The organism is Serratia nevei (assembly GCF_037948395.1).
Classification (GTDB): domain Bacteria; phylum Pseudomonadota; class Gammaproteobacteria; order Enterobacterales; family Enterobacteriaceae; genus Serratia; species Serratia nevei.
Window position 1 is genome coordinate 2,206,081 of record NZ_CP149940.1, and the last position, 18,939, is coordinate 2,225,019.

Sequence of the window (18,939 nt, forward strand, 5' to 3'; positions counted from 1 at the left end):
AAACTAACCTTGGCGGAGGGTCACAATATTGAATTCCGCGGGCGTAATTTAGTTTTGCATTTTTATTTTTTATCATATCGTCAGAACTGTCTACTGTTTTATTTCTTATTAGAAAAAGCGAAATCCACAATAGGATTTTTCGTAATCATTTGTTTTTGCTTGGCTATGGCAAGACCGTTGCGCCAGGTGAATCTAACCGTACTGTACGCTTGTCAGCAGGGTGAATAATGAAACAGATAAATGCAGAACTGGCCTGTGATAAAAATACGGCATCGTCCGAATCCTCAGGATTAATTAATCAACTTCGTCAAATAGATATCGGTGCGGTACCGATCGCGCTGTTTATCACGATTTGCGCGATCGTGGCGATTTCCGCCTATGCCAACTTCCTGCCGAAGAATATGATCGGCGGCCTGGCGGTGATAATGACGCTGGGCTTTGCGCTGGCGCAGTTGGGAAAAAGCATTCCCGTGCTGCGCGATATCGGCGGGCCGGCCATTCTGTGTTTGATGGTGCCGTCGGTGCTGGTCTATTTCAATGTCTTCCAGCCTAACGTCATGGGCACCGTCCATTTGCTGATGAAAGACGCCAACCTGCTGTATTTCGTCATCGCCAGTCTGGTGGTCGGCAGCATTCTCGGCATGAATCGGGTGATCCTGATCCAGGGGATGATTCGCATGTTCGTGCCCTTGGTGGTCGGTACGGTGACGGCGGTGATCATCGGGCTGCTGGTGGGCAAGCTGTTCGGTTTTACCTTCTATCACACCTTCTTCTTCATCATCGTGCCGATCATCGGCGGCGGCATCGGCGAGGGGATTTTACCGCTGTCGCTGGCCTATTCGGCGATCCTGGGAGCGACGCCGGACGTCTACGTCGCGCAGCTGGCGCCGGCGGCGGTGCTGGGCAATATCTTCGCCATCGTGACCGCCGGGGTGCTGGCTCGCATTGGCATGCAGCGCAAGGCACTGAGCGGCGACGGCATGCTGATCCGCTCGGCGCAGGAGAACGCGATGTTCGCCATCAAGGAGCAAAGCGGCAACGTCGATTTCCAACTGATGGGCGGCGGTCTGCTGGTGATCTGCGCCTTCTTTATCGTCGGTGGCCTGTTCGAACACATCGTGCATATTCCCGGCCCGGTGCTGATGATCCTGTTCGCGGTGTTGTGTAAGTACTGCCGGGTGATCCCAGCCTCGATGGAAACCGGCGCGCACAGTTTCTACAAGTTCGTCTCCACGGCGCTGGTGTGGCCGCTGATGATCGGTCTGGGCATGCTGTACGTACCGCTGGAAAGCGTGGTGGCGGTGTTCTCGGTCGGTTATGTGGTGGTCTGCGGCTCGGTGGTGCTGTCGATGGGGCTGGTCAGTTTCCTGATTGCGCCTTACCTGAAGATGTTCCCGGTGGAAGCGGCGATCGTCACCTGTTGCCACAGCGGCCTGGGCGGCACCGGTGACGTGGCGATCCTGTCGGCGTCGAACCGCATGGGGCTAATGCCGTTCGCCCAAATCGCCACGCGCATCGGCGGCGCTTCCACGGTCATCGGGGCGACGCTACTGCTCGGTTGGTTAGTCTGAGTCCAGAATTTCTTATGGATAGCCGGGGTTGGATTGCCCCGGTTTTTTTATGCGTTTCTTCCGCTTATCGTGATAATGCTGATGATTACCTTGAAAATCATTCGTATGGCGCAAATGCATAGTCGTACTTTATCTAAGAAAATTCTGTACTCGGCGAAAATGTGTCTATTCTTTTCTCTTAAGGGATTATCGTTCTCATTCAGAGTGCCGAGGGAAGGCGCCACCGCATTACCGATATCCCCGTATTGATTCAACACCGGGCCGCTGCCGTTCAGGCAATCCGCCAGTTGGGGCATCCCCCCGATTGAATTGACGAATATGGAGATAAGGTTATGTCATCAAGCAATGCTTCCGTTAAGGCCGAAGGCGTATTAGCCCTGCTGGGCGCTTATAAACCCGATGAAGACGACAGCATTACCGTGCTTCATCCGTCGAAAACGTTCGAAAACGCCGGCCTGGAGCTGGTGCGCGGCGATCGCAGTTGGCACGACAAGGGCGTGACCGACACGCCGGTCTCCCTGACCTTCAGCTTCTGGGAAAAGGCGCCGAGCAACATGTCGAGCATGGGCATCAGCGGCTTCAGCAGCTTTAACGCCGAACAGCGCGAGCAGGCCAAACTGTCGTTGCAGTCATGGTCCGACGTGGCCAACGTCACCTTTACCGAAACCAGCAACACCGCCGCCGCCAACATCAAATTCGGCCTGTTCGACTACAGCTCGCGCGGCTCCTATGCCTTTGCGTATAACCCGGATACCTCGCCTTCGGTTGCCGGGCAAACCTGGTATAACGCCAAGAACCACACCTTCGTCAACAACCAGATCCATGAGAACGAGTACGGTCGCCAGACCTTCACCCATGAAATCGGCCATGCGCTGGGGCTGCAGCATCCGGGCGACTATAACGCCGCGCCGGGCGTCAGCATCACCTACGGCAAGGACGCAACCTATTTCGAGGACAGCCGCGCCCACAGCGTGATGAGCTATTTCAGCGAAAGCAACACCGGGCAGGACTTTAAAGGCGCGTACTCTTCCGGGCCGCTGCTCAACGACATTACGGCGATCCAGCATTTCTACGGCGCCAACATGAACACCCGCACCGGCGATACGATCTACGGCTTCAATTCCAATACCGATCGCGACTTCCTCACCGCTACCGGCGCGCAGGACAAGATTATTTTCACCGCCTGGGATGCCGGCGGTAACGACACCTTCGACTTCTCCGGCTTTGGCCAGAATCAGCGCATCAACCTGAATGAAAAAGCGTTCTCGGACGTTGGCGGCCTGAAAGGCAACGTGTCCATCGCCGCAGGCGTAACGATTGAAAATGCCATCGGCGGATCGGGCAACGATGTGCTGGTGGGCAACGCCGCCGACAACGTGCTCAAGGGCGGCGCGGGCGATGATGTGCTGTATGGCGGCAAAGGGGCGGATCAGCTGTGGGGCGGCGCCGGCAAGGACACCTTCGTCTATTTCGCGGCGGATGAATCGACGGCGGCGGCACCGGATTGGATCCGCGACTTCGTGCGCGGTGAAGACAAGATCGATCTGACGCTGTTCAACACCGGCAGCGCGGACGGCATTCGCTTCGTCGATCAGTTCAGCGGCAAGGCGGGTGAAGCGATGTTGAGCTATGACGCGCAAAGTCACGTCAGCGACGTGGCGATCAACCTGGGCGGCGCTTTTGGCGCCAGCGATTTCCTGGTGAAAGTGGTGGGGCAGCCGCTGGATGCCGGCGATTTCGTGTTGGCGTAATGTTGGCAACAAAAATAGGGCGTTTTGGGTAAAAACCCGACAATTCCTATTAATTCCGTCATATTAGCGTGACATAGTAGCGCGCAGAAGGCCGGGCTTGCATACCTCGGGCTTCTGTCGGATCGCCAACCTTTTCGGTTGGCGATTCATTTTCCGCCTTTCAACATGTTGATGGCGGCGCCGAGCAGGATGCGCCGTTCGATATCGTTGCTGTCCGCCAGCTGCCGCGCCAGATGTTTTTCCAGCGTTTCCACCGACAGCGCTTCGCCACGATGGCGCAGCTGCATCACGCCGTCGCCGATCAGGCGTGCGACCTCATCCCATACGGGTTTAATCTCCTGTTCCGAGAACGTCATGGCCTACCTCGGCTGGTTGATTTTTGCCCAATGTAGCAGCTGAACTGCGGCTTCGCTACCGGCCACCCAAAACAGGAAGCATAAAAAACAAGCCATCAGTATTTCTTCTGGTTTTTACGCTCAATACTGGCGGTGTCGAAAAGCAGGAGAAAACATCATGAACTGGGTCGAAACCTTGGCGGAGTACTACCGCCTCAGCCGCACGGGTGAAACGCAACATTGGCTGTGCCGCCGCTGGTTGCCACAAGGGGAAGCGCGTCTGGCCTATTTGCGGGAGTTGCTGGAGCCGACCGCGCCAGGGCGGCGGTGAGCACGACGCCGGCGCTTGACCGGCGCCGGTTCGCGAGATTAACCGAAGGCGATCGCCGCCCAACGCAACAGCAGCAACGCCAGGCAGATCAGCAGCAGCACCACGACCATTTTACTGAGTTTGTTGCCCATGCGTTTTGTTGCCACGTTGCCTCCTTAACTGAAGTACCACCCGCCGACGAGGGTGATGAGGAAAAGCGTCACCAGGGCGACGCCGTTGAGTAAATCGCTGAAGGTATCGTCAGCATCGATGTCGTCTTGCCGCATGTTGCCGCCTGGCGGTTGCCATTGGGTGAATAATGTCCACAGTATGCGCCCGGCAGCGCGACAGGCACAGCGAAGAACGGTAAAAACTCGTAAAGGCGGCGGTGGCGGAACGCGCAGTCGCGCTTGCGACGGATGCAGACGGCCGGCAATACGTTGTACTATCCTGTCTGCATTGATGCATTTTTCCAAAAGGTATAATCATGGCGACGGCAATTCCACAGAAATACGAGCACCTTGAGCGCTGGGCGTTCGGCGATACCGAGCAGCAGGCCGATGAAGTGGTGCAATTGATCCTCAATGGCACCAAAACGGCCACCTGTTCCAACCTGGACGGCGAAGGGATCCCGCAGGCCGGCGATCTGTTCCTGGTGGTGGACGGCAAAGGTGAACCGGTCTGCGCGGTTGAACTGACCGCGGTGGAAATGAAAACTTACGATCAGGTCGATGAAGCGCACGCCTTTGCCGAAGGCGAGGGCGATCGTTCGCTGGCGCATTGGCGCAAAGAGCTGCAGCGTTTCTTCGAAGAGTACGATCTGTTCTCGCCGGACATGACGCTGGTGCTGATGAATTTCAAAGTCGTCGACAAGTTCTAAACGGATGCGCGCCGTTCCCTACGAATGCCAGTGGGCAAGCCCGGAGCTGGCGGCCGATCTGATCGCCGGCCGCATGACGCTGGCGCAAGACGAGAATTGGGCGCGCAGCGGCGCCCGCGATCGGGCGGAGTACGTCGAGTGGGCCAACCACGTATGCGGCATGGCCTGCCTGAAAATGGTGCTGAGCCACCGCGACGGCGAAGCGCCACCGCTGCTGGAGCTGGCGCGGCGCAGCCTGCCTTACGGTGCCTATGTGCGCGAGGGGGAGCGGATAAAAGGGCTGATTTACGCGCCGTTCGTCGAGTACGTGCGCGAGCAGTTTGCGCTGCAAGCGGAGGTGAAGGTGGGGCTGGAGGCCGCCGAGTTATCGGCGCTGCTTAGCCAATACCGCTACTTTATCGCCTCGGTGCACCCCTCCATTCGCCGGCCCGAGAGCCTGCCGCCACAGCGGGGCGGGCATCTGGTGCTGATCACCGCCGCCGATACGCAAAGCGTGACCTTTCACAATCCTTCGGGCGACAGCCCGGCGACGCGCGAGCAGGTACAGCTGCCGCTCAACCGCTTCACCCCTTTCTTTGCCGGCCGCGGCATCGCCATCGCATAAAAAAACGCGCTGTTTCCGATGAAAGCAGCGCGTCGTCAGCAGGCCCGGCGTATTTTCATGCCAGCCGCATCACCCAGGCGTCCGCCTGCCGATCGTAGTGCTGCTTGTACAGCAGCGACTGTTTGCCGTTGAGGATCGCCGGAATGCTGGTGTGTTCATCCCAGCCGTCGAGCTGCATACACAGGTCCGGATCGGACTTGCAGGGAATGCTCAGGGTGCCGGCGCGGTCGGCGCCGGCGTGAAGATGCGCGTCATCGACCTCGAAGCTGCCAATTTTTACGACGGTTTTGCTCATGGGAACTCCTTGCTCAATGATGTGGTAGGAGGTTAGACCAGTAAGGCCATCGGTATGAGCATAGCCAAATGAGCAAAAAATGCCACATAAAAAATACATTCTGGCAACATTCTTCCTGAGCGGCTAGCGGCCAGGCTAATAGGTCACGACATAGCTGACGTTATCCTGATAGGTACCGACCGGCACTTCGGTCTGCGCCGGATTGATGGCGGCGGTAAAGGGAATGCTTTGCGCCAGGCCGGTGCCGGTGCCGCTTTGCGCGTTGGTGCTGCTCCACACGGTGCTGGTGTTGGGCAGGTAGATCTGATACTGCAGGAAGTTGCTGGTGCCGCTGAGCATTTGCCGCCAACCGGTGATGGGGTTGTTGCCGTTGGTAAAGTAGGAGCTGTATGACTGGGATTTGGTGCAGGTCAGGGTGATGCTCTGGTTGATCGGGTTGAATTGCCCCACCAGCGCCATGCTGCCGAAGTTGACGTTATTGGCGGTATTGATCAGGCAGCTTTTGGTGATGACTGCGGTGATGGTCACGGTGCTGGGTTGGTTGGTGCCGTCCCACCAGATACACAGCCCTATCAGGCCCAGGCCGCAAATATGGTAGTTCCACACCAGATTGATGGTGTCGGTATAGGTGCCGGCGCTGACGTTCGCACCCGCCACCGTTTTGATGTACACCGGAAAGTTGACGTTGGAAGAGATCAGGATCAGCGACAGCAGGTTCAGCGAGCTGTAGTCGATGGTCTGGCCGACGCTGTAGGGGTATTGGTAGTTGGCATCCGGGTAGATGAGATAGGAAATTTTATCGCCGGAGCCGTTGCCGTTCAGCAGGGCCATATTGTTGGTGGTGGAGGCGATCTTGACCGTGACGGTGTTTTGCGTCAACAGATTGAGCCCCAGCCCGGTACAGTTGAGCCCGGCGGTACCCTGGGCGCTGATCTGGCCGTTGTAGACGGCGAAGGAGTTGCTGCTGGGCAGAGTCACCGTGCCGTTGGTGGTGGCGCAGTCCGCCAGCGCGCGTTGCCCGCACAGCAGCAGCAGCGCCGCCAAAAGAATTTTCACTTGCCGAGACATCGTTCTTCTTCTCCGTGTGTTATTGGCAGACGAGGGGACCGACGCGCTGTAGCCCCTGCGGATTGGCCAGGCTGAAGCTGACCTGGCACGGCGCGCCACCGTCGGCCGGGATCACGCTCAGCCGGTTGTGCTGCTGCACCGGGTCGATATAGGTCATGCCATCCCACCCGACGTAGCTTTGTTGATTGCTGCCGATCACCGCCACCTGGCTGCCGTTGGCCAGCGGTTTGCCTTGCGTATCGACCAGCTCCACGTCGGCGGCGGAAAGGCGCTGGACGGGGAATTCGACCAGGTAGCCACTGTGATCGCGAATGGCGACGGTTTTTTCTACCGATGGCAAATTGACGTCCGCCGGCAGATTGAGCGGATCAATCTGGAATTTGGCGTGGTAATACGAAGTGACGGTGGGCACCAACAGGTAGCCTTTGTCGTTGGTGACGCCGATGCGCTGGTTCTCGTAGCTGACCGGAATACCGGCGTAGCCGTTGGTCGAAACCAGGGCAAAGGCGTCGTTGATGGTGTTGGTGGCGTATACGCCGCCGTTCATCGCCACCAGCGAACCGCTGACTTCGCCCCAGCGGGTGTAATCGTTACGGTTGCCGTACAGCCCGGCGCGGGTTTCCAACAGCGAGGTGCGCCAGGTCAGGTCTGCCTGGCGGTAATCGCTGTCGCTGCCTTGACCGCCGGCGTAGGCCAGGTTCCAGCCGAAACCGCCATCGGTCGGCGCGGCGCGGCTGTACGCGACGCGTTCGCTCCAGCGGTTGCCGGCGTCGCGGGCGGTACTGACGTTAGCGGTGCCCCAGGCATCGAACGGAATGCTGATCTGCAGCTGCGAGCTGTAGCCGTCGCCGCCGATCTCGCGATTCGCCGAGGCGTACAGGCTGATATTGCGCCACAGCGTCAGGCTGTACGACAGGTTGACCAGGCGGGTGCGTTGGCCGATGGCGTCGCGCACGTCGAAATAACCGGCGCCCAGGCTGCCGAAGCGGCTCAGGCCGATGCTGCCGGTCAGTTGATCGGTGCGGCGGCTCAGGCGGTAGCTGCTCTTGTAGGTGGAGAGGTCGCCGAAGTCCGCGCTGCGCAGTACCCGTTGGGCATTGAGGCTGAAATATTGGTTGCTGTAGGTATAGCTCAGGCTGGTCTGATCGCCGTGGCGGCCGGTGTACTGATAAACCGGCCCGGCATCCGGTTGCTGTACCGGTTGGCCGGTGATCGGATCGTAATAAAGGGGCGTGACCGGCGGGGCGTTGAAGGCATCGCTGCCCGCCTGGCTGTAACTGTAGGAGGCGTTGAGGACCCCTAACTGCCCCAGGCGCACGCCCGCGCCGGCGCCGGTGACCGCCAGCTCAGCCGCGCCTTCCGCCCGCCCTTCGAGCGTCAACCAATCAGTGACGCCGTAACGCCCACTGCCGCTGGCCACCCATTGGCCGTAGTCTGCGGAGCGATAGCCGTAATTTTGACGCAGCGCCCCTGCCGACAGGCTGAAATCGCTTAGCCCGGCCTGCAGCAGCGAGCTGGCGACATAGAACGGCACCGTGGTGCTGATCTGGCGGCCGAGCGCGTCGGTGGTGACCACCGTCGCCTGGCCGGCGCCGTTGATGTAAGGCACGGTATTCAGGGTGAACGGGCCGGGGTTCACGCTGACGGAGGTATTCTTGTAGCTGTTGATGTACAGGTCGACGCTGCTCGGCACGGCGGCCTGGCCGGAGAACTGCGGCAGCGGATAGGTAATCAGATCCGGCCGCGTGGCGAAGTTGCGCGCCACCTGCAGGCCGCCGATGCGCACCGAACTGGTCCAGGGCAGCGAGCCGGTCGTGAGATCGCCGGCGGTATAGCTGAGCATGGTGTCGTCGTCGCTGTAGCGCCAGCTGCTGTCGTAGCGGATATAGCGATTGTTCTGCTGTGCGGCGGTCTCGCCGTTGAAGCTGCTGCGGAAAATGCCGGTGTTGGCGATAACGCCGAAGCCGTCGAACAGCCGCTGTTCGCTCCAGGCGGAAAAATAACCCGGATTGCCGCGCCCGCCGCTCTGGCTGACGTAGGCGTCGTAATTCAGCAAGAAACCCAGGCTGCTTTGCGCCGGCAGCCGCTGTTCTGGGTTGGCGTCGCCGAGGGTTTGCTTGGGCAACCAGTCGTTGGGCACCGAGATCAACAGCTGCTGCGTTTCGCCGCTGTAGGTGACGTCGACCTTATCCAATTGATCGACGGCGATCTCTTTCGCTTGCTTGTCCGCCACCGGCAGGCCGGCGTCGCTCAGTTGCTGCGGCGTCAAATAGTAGTGGCCGCCGCGGTAGGTGACCGGCACCACTTTGCCGGTCTGGCGGCCGTTCACCACCGGCTCCAGATACAGCGTGGTGTCCGGCATGCTGATGGCGCTGGGCGGCGGCGGAAGGTCGTCGGCGGCGGCGTGCGGCGGCCACAGCTCCACCGCCATACAAAGTACGGCCAGGGCCAGCGGCTTGAGCTGCATGCCGCGCGTGGCCGGCGACGAGATCCGCTTCACCTGCACCTCAGGCTCAGTAAGACGGAATGGTTACGGGTTGCTTATTGTCATTGACCATCGCCTGCAGCTTGCCGGCGGCGAAACTGCCCGAAGGCGGCAGGGCAAAGCGCATTTGCGAACCCGGCAGCACATAGCCCAGCAGCCCGTTGTTGAGCGGCTTGCCCTGGATGCTGACCTGCGACAGGCGGGCGTGCACGATGCCGTCGTTGCGCACGTCGAGCCAGCGCTGGCTGTTTTGCTGCAGCAGCCGGTAGCTGAGCTTCGGCTGGTTGGCGGTGGCATAGTCGCGCGGGTGTTCGAAGTCTTGCTTGGTCCAGACGCCTTTACCGCTGACGAACAGCGGCACCGAATAACGCATCTGGAATTTCAGCCCCATCTGCGCACCCTTGTCGGGCGCCGCGCCGTCTTTATCCTTGATGGGCACTTCGTCAACCAGTATCCGGTAAGCCCGTTCTTGCCCGGCGGCGACCGGGGTCTGCTTGATCAGGCGAATCAGCTGGCGTTTGCCGGGGAGAATGGTGGCGACCGGCGGGCTGGCGACCACTTCGCTCTGGTTGCGGTAGTCGTCCTTACCGCCGGTTTGTTGCCAGCCGAGCACGCGGATTTGCATATAGACCGGTTTGCTGTCGCGGTTTTCCAGCCACAGGGCCGTCGCCTGCTGGTTGTCTTCAATCGCCGGATCGATAGGCCAAATCAGAATGGAGGCGGCGGCGAAGGCCTGCGGTTGACCGGCTAACAGCAATCCTGCCAGCAGGGGCAGGCGGAGCAGAGTACTACGCATAATGTGATCCTTTTTAAAAGCTCAATAACTCACCGTCACTAAGACCGTATCGTTGTAGGTGCCGCTGGTGGGCAAGGTGCTGCTCGCCATTAAACTGGCGTAGATTTTTATTTCTTGCGTGCTGCCGGTGGAGGAGACGGTTTGGACGGCGCCGCCGTTGCCGCCGTCGCCCCACAAAACGGCGTAGTTGGCATCCTGGTAGAGCTGGTAAACCAGCGTTTCCGAGGTCACCGAGTTCAACAGTTTTCGCCCGCCGGCGATGGAGCCGGTGACGTTATTGCCGACGTTCAACCCCAGGGTGACGCTGAGCCCGGGATTGCAGCGGATCAAAATGGAGCCGGCGCCGGCGCTAGAGACGATTTTTATCGGGCTGCTCAAGGACGCAACCTGGCCGAAGCTCATGCTGCCGAACGAGGTAACGTTGGTGACGCCGCTGCCGAGTACGCAGCCTTTGATGATCGAAGCGTTGACCGTGAAGCCCTGGCTGACGGTATCGGCACGGGCCGTCGGGGCGCCGATCAGCGCCGCCAGCAGCAGGGTGCGCAGCGTTCCGTTAATCACCAATTTATCGTCACCTGCACCGTATCCGTATAGTTGCCCGTCGCCGGCGTCGTTTGTACCGGGATCATGCCGTACACCGGCAGCCAGACGCTTTGGCCGGTGGCGGTCTGGGTGACGCCGGTGACGTTATCCCAGACGGTGGCGTAGCTGGCGCTGGTATACAGGTTGTAGTTCACGCGGGCGCCCGCCGCGCTTTGCAGATAGCGCGCGGCGGTATTGCCGCTCTGCCCGCCGCTGAGCAGCACCGTGTAACTGGTGCCGTTGTTGCAGTTGATCTGCAGTGCGCCGGCGTTCGCCTGGCCGGTCACCTTTATCGCCGTATTGAGGAAATAGACCGTGCCGAAGTTAAAGGTGCCGAATGTGGTGTTGCCGCCGCTGGTGGTGCCGGCGACGCAGGACTTGACCAGGGTGGCGCTGACGCCCACCGTCGCGGTGCTGACGTCGGCGCGGCAAACGCCCGCCAACGACAGCAGCATGCAGGTGACGGCCAGGCGCGTCATGTTTACCAGGTGACGGTCATGGTGACGGTATCGCTGTACGCACCGGCCGCCGGGGTGGTGCCTGCCGCAGGTACCAGGCCGTAGACGATCAGCGGCACCGCCGAACCGGTGCCGGTGCCGGTCAGCACGCCGGTGGTGCTGTTCCACGGCACGGCGTGGGCGCTGTCCTGGTAGAGGTTATAGCTGATATAGGCCGGTACGCTGCTGGCCATGCGCCGCTGGCTGCCGGTCGCGTTGAGGCCGTTGTCCAGTGCCACGGTGTAGTTGGTGCCGGTGGTGCAGTTCAGCCCCAGCGTGCCGGTGCCGCCGCTGCCGGTGGCGCTGGCGGTGATGACGTTAGCCAGTGAGGAGTAGGTGCCGAAGCTGATGGAGCCGAAGCTGTTGGTGGTGCCGGAGCTGGTGCCGCCGGTGACCACGCAGCCGGCGCCGATGGTCAGGGTGACGCCCAGCGTGCCCTGAATGGTGCCCGCCGCGTAGGAGGTGCCAGAGGCGCACAGCAGAAGCGCTGCCGAGGTTAATGCCGCCAGAGTCTTTTTCATCGTGGTTCCTTGCCGTAGTAGAGAAGCCTGCCAAAAAGCCCGAAAAATGAGTCAAATGCATTAATCTATTTACAGATTAATTAATAGAATAAGAACGTGAGAATGTCGCGCTAAAAGATTAAAAACTTTATTTATTTTTAACCGCGGTCGCAGGTTTGCTGCGGCGGCCGTGTCACCGGGCATGAACATGAAGGGGATATTGATAAGGTGAGTGGGAATATTATTACTTAATGAATAACGGAGCGCACTGACGGCGCTCCGTTGACGATGAAACTCACCAGGTGACGGTCATGGTGACGGTATCGCTGTAGACGCCCGCCGCCGGAGTCGTTCCCGCGGCAGGCACCAGGCCGTAAACGATCAGCGGCACCGCCGATCCGGTACCGGTGCCGGTCAGCGTGCCGGTGGTGCTGTTCCACGGCAGGGCGTGGGCGCTGTCCTGATAAAGGTTGTAGCTGATGTAGGCCGGCACGCTGCTGGCCATGCGCCGTTGGCTGCCGGAGGCGTTGAGGCCGTTGTCCAGCGCTACGGTATAGTTGGTGCCGGTGGTGCAGTTCAGCCCCAGCGTGCCGGTGCCGCCGCTGCCGGTGGCGCTGGCGGTGATGACGTTGGCCAGCGAGGAGTAAGTCCCGAAGCTGATCGAACCAAAGTCGTTGGTGGTGCCGGAACTGTTGCCGCCGGTGACCACACAGCCGGCGCCGATGGTGATCGTCACGCCCAGCGTGCCCTGAATGGTGCCCGCTGCGTTGGCTGTGCCACTGATGCACAGCAGAGGTGCTACCGAGGTCAAAACCATCAGAGTTTTATTCATCATGATTCCTTGCCGTGTCAGAGAAAGCCCGCAAAAACGCCACCCAGAGCTGAGTTGAACGCATTAATTTACTTACATTTAAATTAATAGGATAAGAACGCGAAATTGTCTTGATCAAAGGCTAAAAACTTTTTTCTTTTCCGGCGGGGAAATACGGGCGGGGAGGCGGAATAGTGCAAATTGGAAATGATTAGAATAATAATGAATGGCGATAGGAATATTATTAGCATTATTTTGGCGCCGGGGAAGGCGGTTCCCCGGCACCGGAGCGATTACAGGTGAAAATCCAGCGCGCCGTCGCGCACCAGCTCGCGCGGCAGGTTGTTCTTGATGCGGCTGCCGATGCGCTTGGCGATGCCCAGCGGCTGGCCCTGGTAGGTGACGATGCATTCATCGCCGGCCGGCGGCTGCTCCGGGTAGAGATCGCGGCCGTGATACCACTCTTGCGCCAGCGCGGCGTCCAGCTCGAAATGCGTTTTGCCGCCGGTGCTGGCCAGCGCGATCGCCGCCTCGTGCTGCCAGCGGAAACCTTTCGGGAAACGTTCCGCCAGCTTGAGGCCGATACGCGAGAAGCGCACTTTACCGAACAGCGGTTCCAGCTCGGCCGGGAACAGCCAGAGCTCCTTGTCGCGCTCCCACAGCCGGCTGTCATCGCCCCAGGTTAAGCCGGATGCGGCGGCGGCTTGGGCGACCAGCGCCGCCTCTTTGCCGGACAGCGGGCTGAACGGGAATTTACCCACCTTGTAGGTCGGCTTCGCCAACGGCGCCACGGCGCGCTGTTTGCGCAGGCGGGCGACGAAAAAGCCTTCGCTGTCGTAAATCTGCGGGAAGACGTGCAGGAAGCCTTCGGCAGTCAGCGCCTTGTCGGCGCCGGGGAACAGCGCACCCAGCGGCTCGACGCTGACCGCATCGCCGTAGGTGTCCAGCAGCCAGCGCACCACCTGCTGGTTTTCCTGCGCATTGAGCGTGCAGGTGGAGTAAACCATCACGCCGCCCGGCGCCAGCGCATGAAACGCGCTGTCGATCAGTTCGCGTTGGGTGGCGGCGATTTCGGCCACGCTCTGTGGCGACCAGTTGCTCATGGCGTCCGGATCCTTGCGCACCACGCCTTCGCCGGAGCAGGGGGCATCGAGCAGAATGGCGTCGAAGCTCTCCGGCAGCGCGGCGCCGAACACCCTGCCGTCGAAGTGGGTCAGCGCGGCGTTCTTCACGCCGCAGCGGCTGATATTGGCGTGCAGCACTTTTACCCGGCTGGCGGAGTATTCGTTGGCGACGATGCCGCCCTGATTGCCCATTAACGCGGCGATTTGGGTGGTTTTGGAGCCTGGTGCCGCCGCCACGTCCAGCACCCGATTCGGCACTGCGCCGCCCGCGAACAGCGCGCTGACCGGCAGCATTGAACTGGCCTCCTGAATGTAGAACAGGCCGCTCAGGTGTTCGGCGGCGCTGCCCAGACGCAGCTCTTCATCGTCGCGCTCGATCCAGAACCCTTCCGCGCACCAGGGGATGGGCTCCAGTCGCCAGTCGTAATCCTGCACCAGCGCCAGGAAGTCGGCGACGCTGATTTTCAGCGTGTTGACGCGCAGGCTGCGGCGCAGCGGGCGCTGGCAGGCGGCGATAAAATCGTCCATCGCCAGCTCGGCGGGCATGATGGCGCGGGTGGCGTCAAGGAAAGCGGGGGGCAGAAAAACGGCGGTGGATTTGGCCACGGGGCGAACTCTCAGGGTGCAATAAAGACAAGGGCGAGAGTTTATCACAAAGCGGAAAAAAACAGGGCCCGACAATGCCGGGCCCTGAGGGAAATGCGAAATTTAATCGCGCGGAATGGCGGTGCCCCAGGTTTTCCAGTCCTTCGGCTCTTCCGGATTCAGCAGGAAGTGTTTGTTCGGCGTCGCTTTCGGCGCCAGCGGAATGGTCGGCGGCGTGGCGAAGGCGATACCGCCGCGGATGAACTGCTGGAAGGTGCCGCTCTTGATCACGCCGCCGGTCAGGCCGAACTGCAGGTTGTACCCCGAAGCCAGCCAGAACACGCTGTTGTTGCGCACCAGATGCTGATACTTCTTGCTGATGCGCAGCGCGACATGCACCCGGTCTGACATGGCGCCAAGGTAGAAGCCGGTGATGGTGCCGACCTCCACGCCGCGGAACAACACCGGCGTGCCGATCTGCAGCGAGCCGGTTTCGGCGGCGTCGAGCACCACGCTCAGGCCGTCGAGATAGCGCGAGTCGGTGATGCTGGCCTGCTGCAGTTCGAAGGTGCGCAGCTCGCGGCCTCGCCCCGGCTCCACGTTGATATAAGGCTGGAGCAGGGTATCGAGGTTGCTGACGCCGGCGGCGGAGATCTCCGGCGAGACGATCGAGAAGCGGCTGCCCAGACGCGCGAAGGTCTGCACGTATTCCGGATACAGCACCGCTTTGGCCAACACTTCGTTGCGCTCCGGCGCCAGCTGCAGCGACTCCACCTGGCCGACGTCGATGCCGAGGTAGCGCAGCGGCATGCCCGCCGACAGCTTGCTGGCGTCGTAGGTTTTCAACGTGATTTGGCTGCCCACCGCGCGAGCGGCGGTTTCGCTGGCGTACAGCACGCGGTTGGCGCCCTTGTTGAGCGTCACGCCCTGCAGGTTGTCGAAGCTGATGGCGCCTTTCAGCGCGCGGTTAAGCGGCGAAGCCTGCACCGTCAGCCCGCTGCCGTTGAGCTGCACCTTGGCGCCGCCTTCGGCCCAGAAGATGCTTTCACGGGTCAGCAGCTTGCGGTATTCCGGGCTGATGTAGACGTCCACCTCAAACTCGTTGGCCTTTGGCCGCACGTTGACGATTTCGCCCACCTGGAATTTGCGATACAGCACTACCGAACCGGCCTGCACGTCCGGCAGGCTGGTGGCGCTGAGGGTCAGGGTGGTGGCCGGGGCGTTGCCGACGATGCCTTCCTCGGCTTTCTCACTGTTGGCGTACAGCGGGTATTGGCCGCCCGGTTCCCCCTTGCTGCCGGGAATAATGCGCACGCCGCCGTCTACCCACTCCTGGGCGCTGGCGCCGAGCACTTCCATGCCGTCGATGCCCAGCTTGACGTCGAGGCGGCTGTTGACCACGAATTTGCTGTCTTTGTGCAGCAGGCCGCGATATTGGGCGTCGATGGCGGCGGTGAACACCACGCCGCTGGCGGTCAGGGTGCGGCTCAGGATCTGGCCGACTTTCACGCCGTGCACCACCAACGGTTGCCCCACGTCGATGCCGTAGCTTTGCGGCGCATTCAGCGTGACGGTCAGCACGCCAGGCTGTTGCAACAGCGTCTCGCTGCTGTCCAGCACGTTGAAGCGCTGCTGCGGCTCGCCTTCACCCGGCACCAACTCCAGCGTGGTGCCGGTCAGCAGTTGGCTGAGCTTGGCGTCGTTGAGGCTGATGCGCGGGCTGCGCATCACGATGCGGGTGCCGCTGCGCATCAGATCGACCACCGAAGGATCGATGGTCAGTTCACCGACCACTTTGCTGTCCTGCTGCAACGTCAGCTTGGTCAGGGTGCCGACCTGCAGCCCTTGGTACATCAGCGGCGTGCGGTTTTCACTCAGGTTGTTGCCGCTCGGCAGATCCAGCAGGATATTGACGCCGCGCTGGCTGTGGGCCAGATCGGGATACAGGGCATAGCTCTGGTCACCCTTGGCCTGCTGGCCATCGGCCGGCGAATCGAAGGCGATGGCGCCGTTGACCAGCGCCGCCAGGCTCTCCATCTGTACCGTCGCGCCGGACAGGCTGAAATCGCCCTTGAAGCCGGAGACGTTCCAGAAGCGGCTGTTGTTTTTCACCAGATGGGCGAAGCGGCGGTCGATCAGTACGTCGATGGTCACGCCCTTATTGCCTTCGCTGATGGTGTAGTCGTACACCTTGCCGACCGGGATTTTACGGTAGTAGACCAGCGAGCCGCTGTTGAGCGAGCCCAGATCGTCGGCGTGCAGATGGATCATCAGCTCGCCGGTGTTCAGGCGGTATTTCGGCTGGGTATCGAGCGCGGCGAAGTGGGTTTGCGCCTTGCCGCTGCCGGGCATCATGCCGATATAGTTGCCGCCGACCAGCGCATCGAGCCCGGAGACCCCGGCCAGCGAAGCCTTGGGGGTCACCAGCCAAAACTGGGTGCCTTCGCGCAGCGAGTCTTCCAGATCGCTTTTGATGCTGGCTTCCACCACGATGCTGCGCAGATCTTTGCTCAGGCTGATCTTCTGCACCGTGCCGACGTCAACGCCCTGGTAGCGCACCGGCGTGCGGCCGGCGACGATGCCCGCCGCCGATTGGAAGTCGATGGTGACGGTGGTGCCGCGTTCCTGGAAATTGTTATAGACCAGCCACCCGGCGATCAGCAGGGCGATGAACGGCAGTAACCAGAACGGTGAAATGCGGCGTTTGTTCTTGACCCGCGCTTCAGTCGGTGTAGTCGGCGTTTCCTGTTGCATGTGCATCCCAAATCAATCGGCTATCCAGCCACTCAACGGCAAGAATAGTCAAAATGACCGCCGAGCCAAAGTAAAACGCGGCCGGTCCCATAGTAAAAGATAACAGCTGGTCGCGGTTTACCAGCGACATCATCAAGGCGATAACGAACAGATCCAGCATTGACCAGCGGCCGATCCAGGTGACCAGGCGCAGCAGACGAATGCGCGTCTTCAGGCTGTGCGAGGTTTTGAAGTGAATGCTGAACAGCAGCGTGATCAGCACGATCACCTTGGTAAAGGGCACCAGCACGCTGGCGATGAACACGATGGCGGCGATCGGCACGTTGCCGGAGGTGGCCAGCGAGACCACGCCGGAGAAGATGGTGTCTTCGAGCCGTGCGCCGTTGGCGTAAATGATCGAAATCGGCAGCAGGTTGGCCGGTATCAGCAGGATCATCGCTGCGATCAGCGCCGCCCAGGTTTTCTGCAGGCTGTAGGGCTGGCGGTGGCACATCGGCACGTGGCAGCGCGGGCAGCGGCCGCGCGCGTCGGGGTAGCCGGTATAGTGGCAGGACAGGCAAATATGCAGCGCCGCCGGTGGGCCTTCCGGCTGCTCCTGCGGGTAGTAACGCTCCCACAGCTGCTCCAGGTTGGCGTGGATCAGCGTCAGGATGCTGAGCAGGGTGAGCGACAGGTAGGCGATCAGCGCGCTGCCCGCCTGGATGTCGGCATAATCCTGCACCTTGATCGCCGCCACCGCCATGCCGATCAGATAGATGTCCAGCATCACCCACTCTTTCAGCCGCTCCAACATCAGCAGCACCGGGCGCAGGTTCATGCCGAGCGCGTGGCCGAAGCGCAGGTAGAGCAGCGACAGCGCCAGCGTCAGTGGGGCGCCGAGGGTACAGAACGCCACCATGCTGGCGGTCAGCGGATCGCCCTGACGGCTCATCTGCCAGATGCCCTCCAGCAAACTGGCGTCGATGCGCGTGCCGAGCAGGCGGATGCTGATCAGCGGCTCGGTGAAGGCGAACGGCATCAGCAGCAGCATGGCGATCGCCATGGCGGTCAGGCGCGTCATCGACCAGTCGCGGCCGCTCACCACCTTGGCGTTGCAGCGCGGGCAATAGGCGGCCTGATTGCCGCTGAGCGGCGGCAGCACGAACAGCAGGTCGCACTCGCAGCAGCGCTGGTGGCGCGCTTTGGAAAGGGGGGCGGTGATCGCGTGTATTTTCATCTTTGACAAGTAGCTGCCCTTGAGCCCGCCGGAACTGTCAGCGTAGCTGAAAAATAAACCGGCCGCGTCACCGGCGATCGGGCACCGGACGGTAAAACGAGGTAAACCGGGATTCTGAGCGGCAAACATACCCCGAGCGGCAGGGTTTTGTGAAGCAACAGATGATTAACCTTGTGGCTATACGCATTTAATGCTTATTTTATAGGGCCTAAGCTTTGGGCTTCTGGCCATCTTCACTGTTTCAATGGTTATCACATGACAAAAGAACAATTCTACGCGGAATTAAAACGTGACCTGAGCGCGTTGCTCGGCGGGGAGACCAACTTTATCGCGGCGCTGTCCAACGCCAGCGCGTTGATCAACGAGCGTCTGGATGACGTGAACTGGGTCGGTTTCTATCTGATGGATGGCGACCAGCTGGTGCTGGGGCCGTTCCAGGGCAAGATCGCCTGCGTGCGCATCCCGGTGGGCAAGGGCGTGTGCGGCACGGCGGTGGCGGAAAATCGCGTGCAGCGCGTCGGCGACGTGCATGCGTTCCCGGGCCATATCGCCTGCGATGCGGCCAGCAATGCGGAAATCGTGCTGCCGTTGGCGGTTGGCGGCCGAGCGATCGGCGTTTTGGATATCGACAGCACGGTTTATCAACGCTTCGACGAACAGGATGAAGCGGGCCTGAAAGCAGTGGTGGCGGGGCTTTGTGAGCAACTGGAACAGTGCGACAGTGCGAAATATGTGACTGTAGCGGCAAGTTGATCGACGGTTAACGTGGCAATTA

The 18,939-nt window shown here is 60.8% G+C and carries 19 protein-coding genes; 6 read left to right on the top strand and 13 right to left on the bottom strand.

The features are described from left to right. Window positions 1–227: 227 nt before the first annotated feature. Together V8N38_RS10655 and V8N38_RS10660 are read left to right on the top strand one after the other, a co-directional pair. Window positions 228–1,571 carry a 2-hydroxycarboxylate transporter family protein gene (locus tag V8N38_RS10655; RefSeq protein ID WP_147840248.1) on the top strand — a complete coding sequence of 448 codons (1,344 nt, stop codon included), beginning with the start codon at window positions 228–230 and terminating at the stop codon, window positions 1,569–1,571. Between the two features lie 332 nt (window positions 1,572–1,903). Further along, the gene (locus tag V8N38_RS10660) at window positions 1,904–3,322 is read left to right on the top strand and encodes a serralysin family metalloprotease (protein WP_147840247.1); all 1,419 of its coding nucleotides are present in this window, start codon (window positions 1,904–1,906) and stop codon (window positions 3,320–3,322) included. 146 nt (window positions 3,323–3,468) lie between these two features. Here the strand turns inward: V8N38_RS10660 and V8N38_RS10665 are convergent, their stop codons facing one another. Next, a complete protein-coding gene (locus V8N38_RS10665; RefSeq protein WP_004931526.1) occupies window positions 3,469–3,678 on the bottom strand; it encodes a hypothetical protein in 210 nt (69 codons plus the stop codon). A 157-nt stretch (window positions 3,679–3,835) separates the two neighbouring features. Here V8N38_RS10665 and V8N38_RS10670 point away from each other — a divergent pair, with 157 nt between their 5' ends. Continuing rightward, complete coding sequence (locus V8N38_RS10670) at window positions 3,836–3,988, top strand: hypothetical protein (RefSeq protein ID WP_169318360.1); 153 nt, start codon at window positions 3,836–3,838, stop codon at window positions 3,986–3,988. A 38-nt stretch (window positions 3,989–4,026) separates the two neighbouring features. Here the strand turns inward: V8N38_RS10670 and yniD are convergent, their stop codons facing one another. Then, complete coding sequence (yniD, locus tag V8N38_RS10675; RefSeq protein ID WP_016928013.1) at window positions 4,027–4,119, bottom strand: small membrane protein YniD; 93 nt, start codon at window positions 4,117–4,119, stop codon at window positions 4,027–4,029. 335 nt (window positions 4,120–4,454) lie between these two features. Between yniD and V8N38_RS10680 the strand changes: the two genes are divergently transcribed. Both V8N38_RS10680 and V8N38_RS10685 read left to right on the top strand, forming a co-directional pair. After that, window positions 4,455–4,847, top strand: a complete 393-nt coding sequence (locus tag V8N38_RS10680; protein WP_004931522.1) for an ASCH domain-containing protein — start codon at window positions 4,455–4,457, stop codon at window positions 4,845–4,847. A 4-nt stretch (window positions 4,848–4,851) separates the two neighbouring features. Continuing rightward, window positions 4,852–5,451, top strand: a complete 600-nt coding sequence (locus tag V8N38_RS10685) for a C39 family peptidase (RefSeq protein WP_147840246.1) — start codon at window positions 4,852–4,854, stop codon at window positions 5,449–5,451. A gap of 55 nt (window positions 5,452–5,506) precedes the next feature. Here the strand turns inward: V8N38_RS10685 and V8N38_RS10690 are convergent, their stop codons facing one another. The 11 genes from V8N38_RS10690 to yebS form a co-directional block, all read right to left on the bottom strand. Continuing rightward, the gene (locus tag V8N38_RS10690) at window positions 5,507–5,746 is read right to left on the bottom strand and encodes a YebV family protein (protein ID WP_100396313.1); all 240 of its coding nucleotides are present in this window, start codon (window positions 5,744–5,746) and stop codon (window positions 5,507–5,509) included. A 135-nt stretch (window positions 5,747–5,881) separates the two neighbouring features. After that, window positions 5,882–6,814, bottom strand: a complete 933-nt coding sequence (locus V8N38_RS10695) for a spore coat protein U domain-containing protein (protein ID WP_060419273.1) — start codon at window positions 6,812–6,814, stop codon at window positions 5,882–5,884. 19 nt (window positions 6,815–6,833) lie between these two features. After that, window positions 6,834–9,281, bottom strand: coding sequence for a fimbria/pilus outer membrane usher protein (locus V8N38_RS10700; RefSeq protein WP_369819284.1), 2,448 nt, complete (start codon window positions 9,279–9,281; stop codon window positions 6,834–6,836). Between the two features lie 46 nt (window positions 9,282–9,327). After that, window positions 9,328–10,095, bottom strand: a complete 768-nt coding sequence (locus V8N38_RS10705) for a molecular chaperone (RefSeq protein WP_049201714.1) — start codon at window positions 10,093–10,095, stop codon at window positions 9,328–9,330. A 21-nt stretch (window positions 10,096–10,116) separates the two neighbouring features. Continuing rightward, a complete protein-coding gene (locus V8N38_RS10710; RefSeq protein WP_047730737.1) occupies window positions 10,117–10,632 on the bottom strand; it encodes a spore coat U domain-containing protein in 516 nt (171 codons plus the stop codon). Between the two features lie 20 nt (window positions 10,633–10,652). Further along, window positions 10,653–11,156: a spore coat U domain-containing protein gene (locus V8N38_RS10715; RefSeq protein ID WP_038877669.1), complete on the bottom strand. Its 504-nt coding sequence runs from the start codon at window positions 11,154–11,156 to the stop codon at window positions 10,653–10,655. A gap of 2 nt (window positions 11,157–11,158) precedes the next feature. Then, entirely contained in the window at window positions 11,159–11,695 is a 537-nt protein-coding gene (locus V8N38_RS10720; protein ID WP_060440090.1) for a spore coat U domain-containing protein, read from the bottom strand. Between the two features lie 274 nt (window positions 11,696–11,969). Further along, the gene (locus tag V8N38_RS10725; protein ID WP_060419268.1) at window positions 11,970–12,506 is read right to left on the bottom strand and encodes a spore coat U domain-containing protein; all 537 of its coding nucleotides are present in this window, start codon (window positions 12,504–12,506) and stop codon (window positions 11,970–11,972) included. 272 nt (window positions 12,507–12,778) lie between these two features. Continuing rightward, window positions 12,779–14,215: a 16S rRNA (cytosine(1407)-C(5))-methyltransferase RsmF gene (rsmF, locus tag V8N38_RS10730; protein WP_087763518.1), complete on the bottom strand. Its 1,437-nt coding sequence runs from the start codon at window positions 14,213–14,215 to the stop codon at window positions 12,779–12,781. A gap of 102 nt (window positions 14,216–14,317) precedes the next feature. Further along, window positions 14,318–16,948 (bottom strand): PqiB family protein, encoded by a 2,631-nt coding sequence (locus tag V8N38_RS10735; RefSeq protein ID WP_087763559.1) that lies wholly within the window; start codon window positions 16,946–16,948, stop codon window positions 14,318–14,320. Continuing rightward, complete coding sequence (yebS, locus tag V8N38_RS10740; protein ID WP_049198592.1) at window positions 16,917–18,164, bottom strand: membrane integrity lipid transport subunit YebS; 1,248 nt, start codon at window positions 18,162–18,164, stop codon at window positions 16,917–16,919. Before yebS ends, V8N38_RS10735 begins: the two co-directional genes overlap by 32 nt. Window positions 18,165–18,419: 255 nt before the next feature. Here yebS and V8N38_RS10745 point away from each other — a divergent pair, with 255 nt between their 5' ends. Beyond that, on the top strand, window positions 18,420–18,917 hold the full coding sequence (locus tag V8N38_RS10745; protein ID WP_126180031.1) for a GAF domain-containing protein: 498 nt from the start codon (window positions 18,420–18,422) through the stop codon (window positions 18,915–18,917). Window positions 18,918–18,939: the final 22 nt, after the last annotated feature.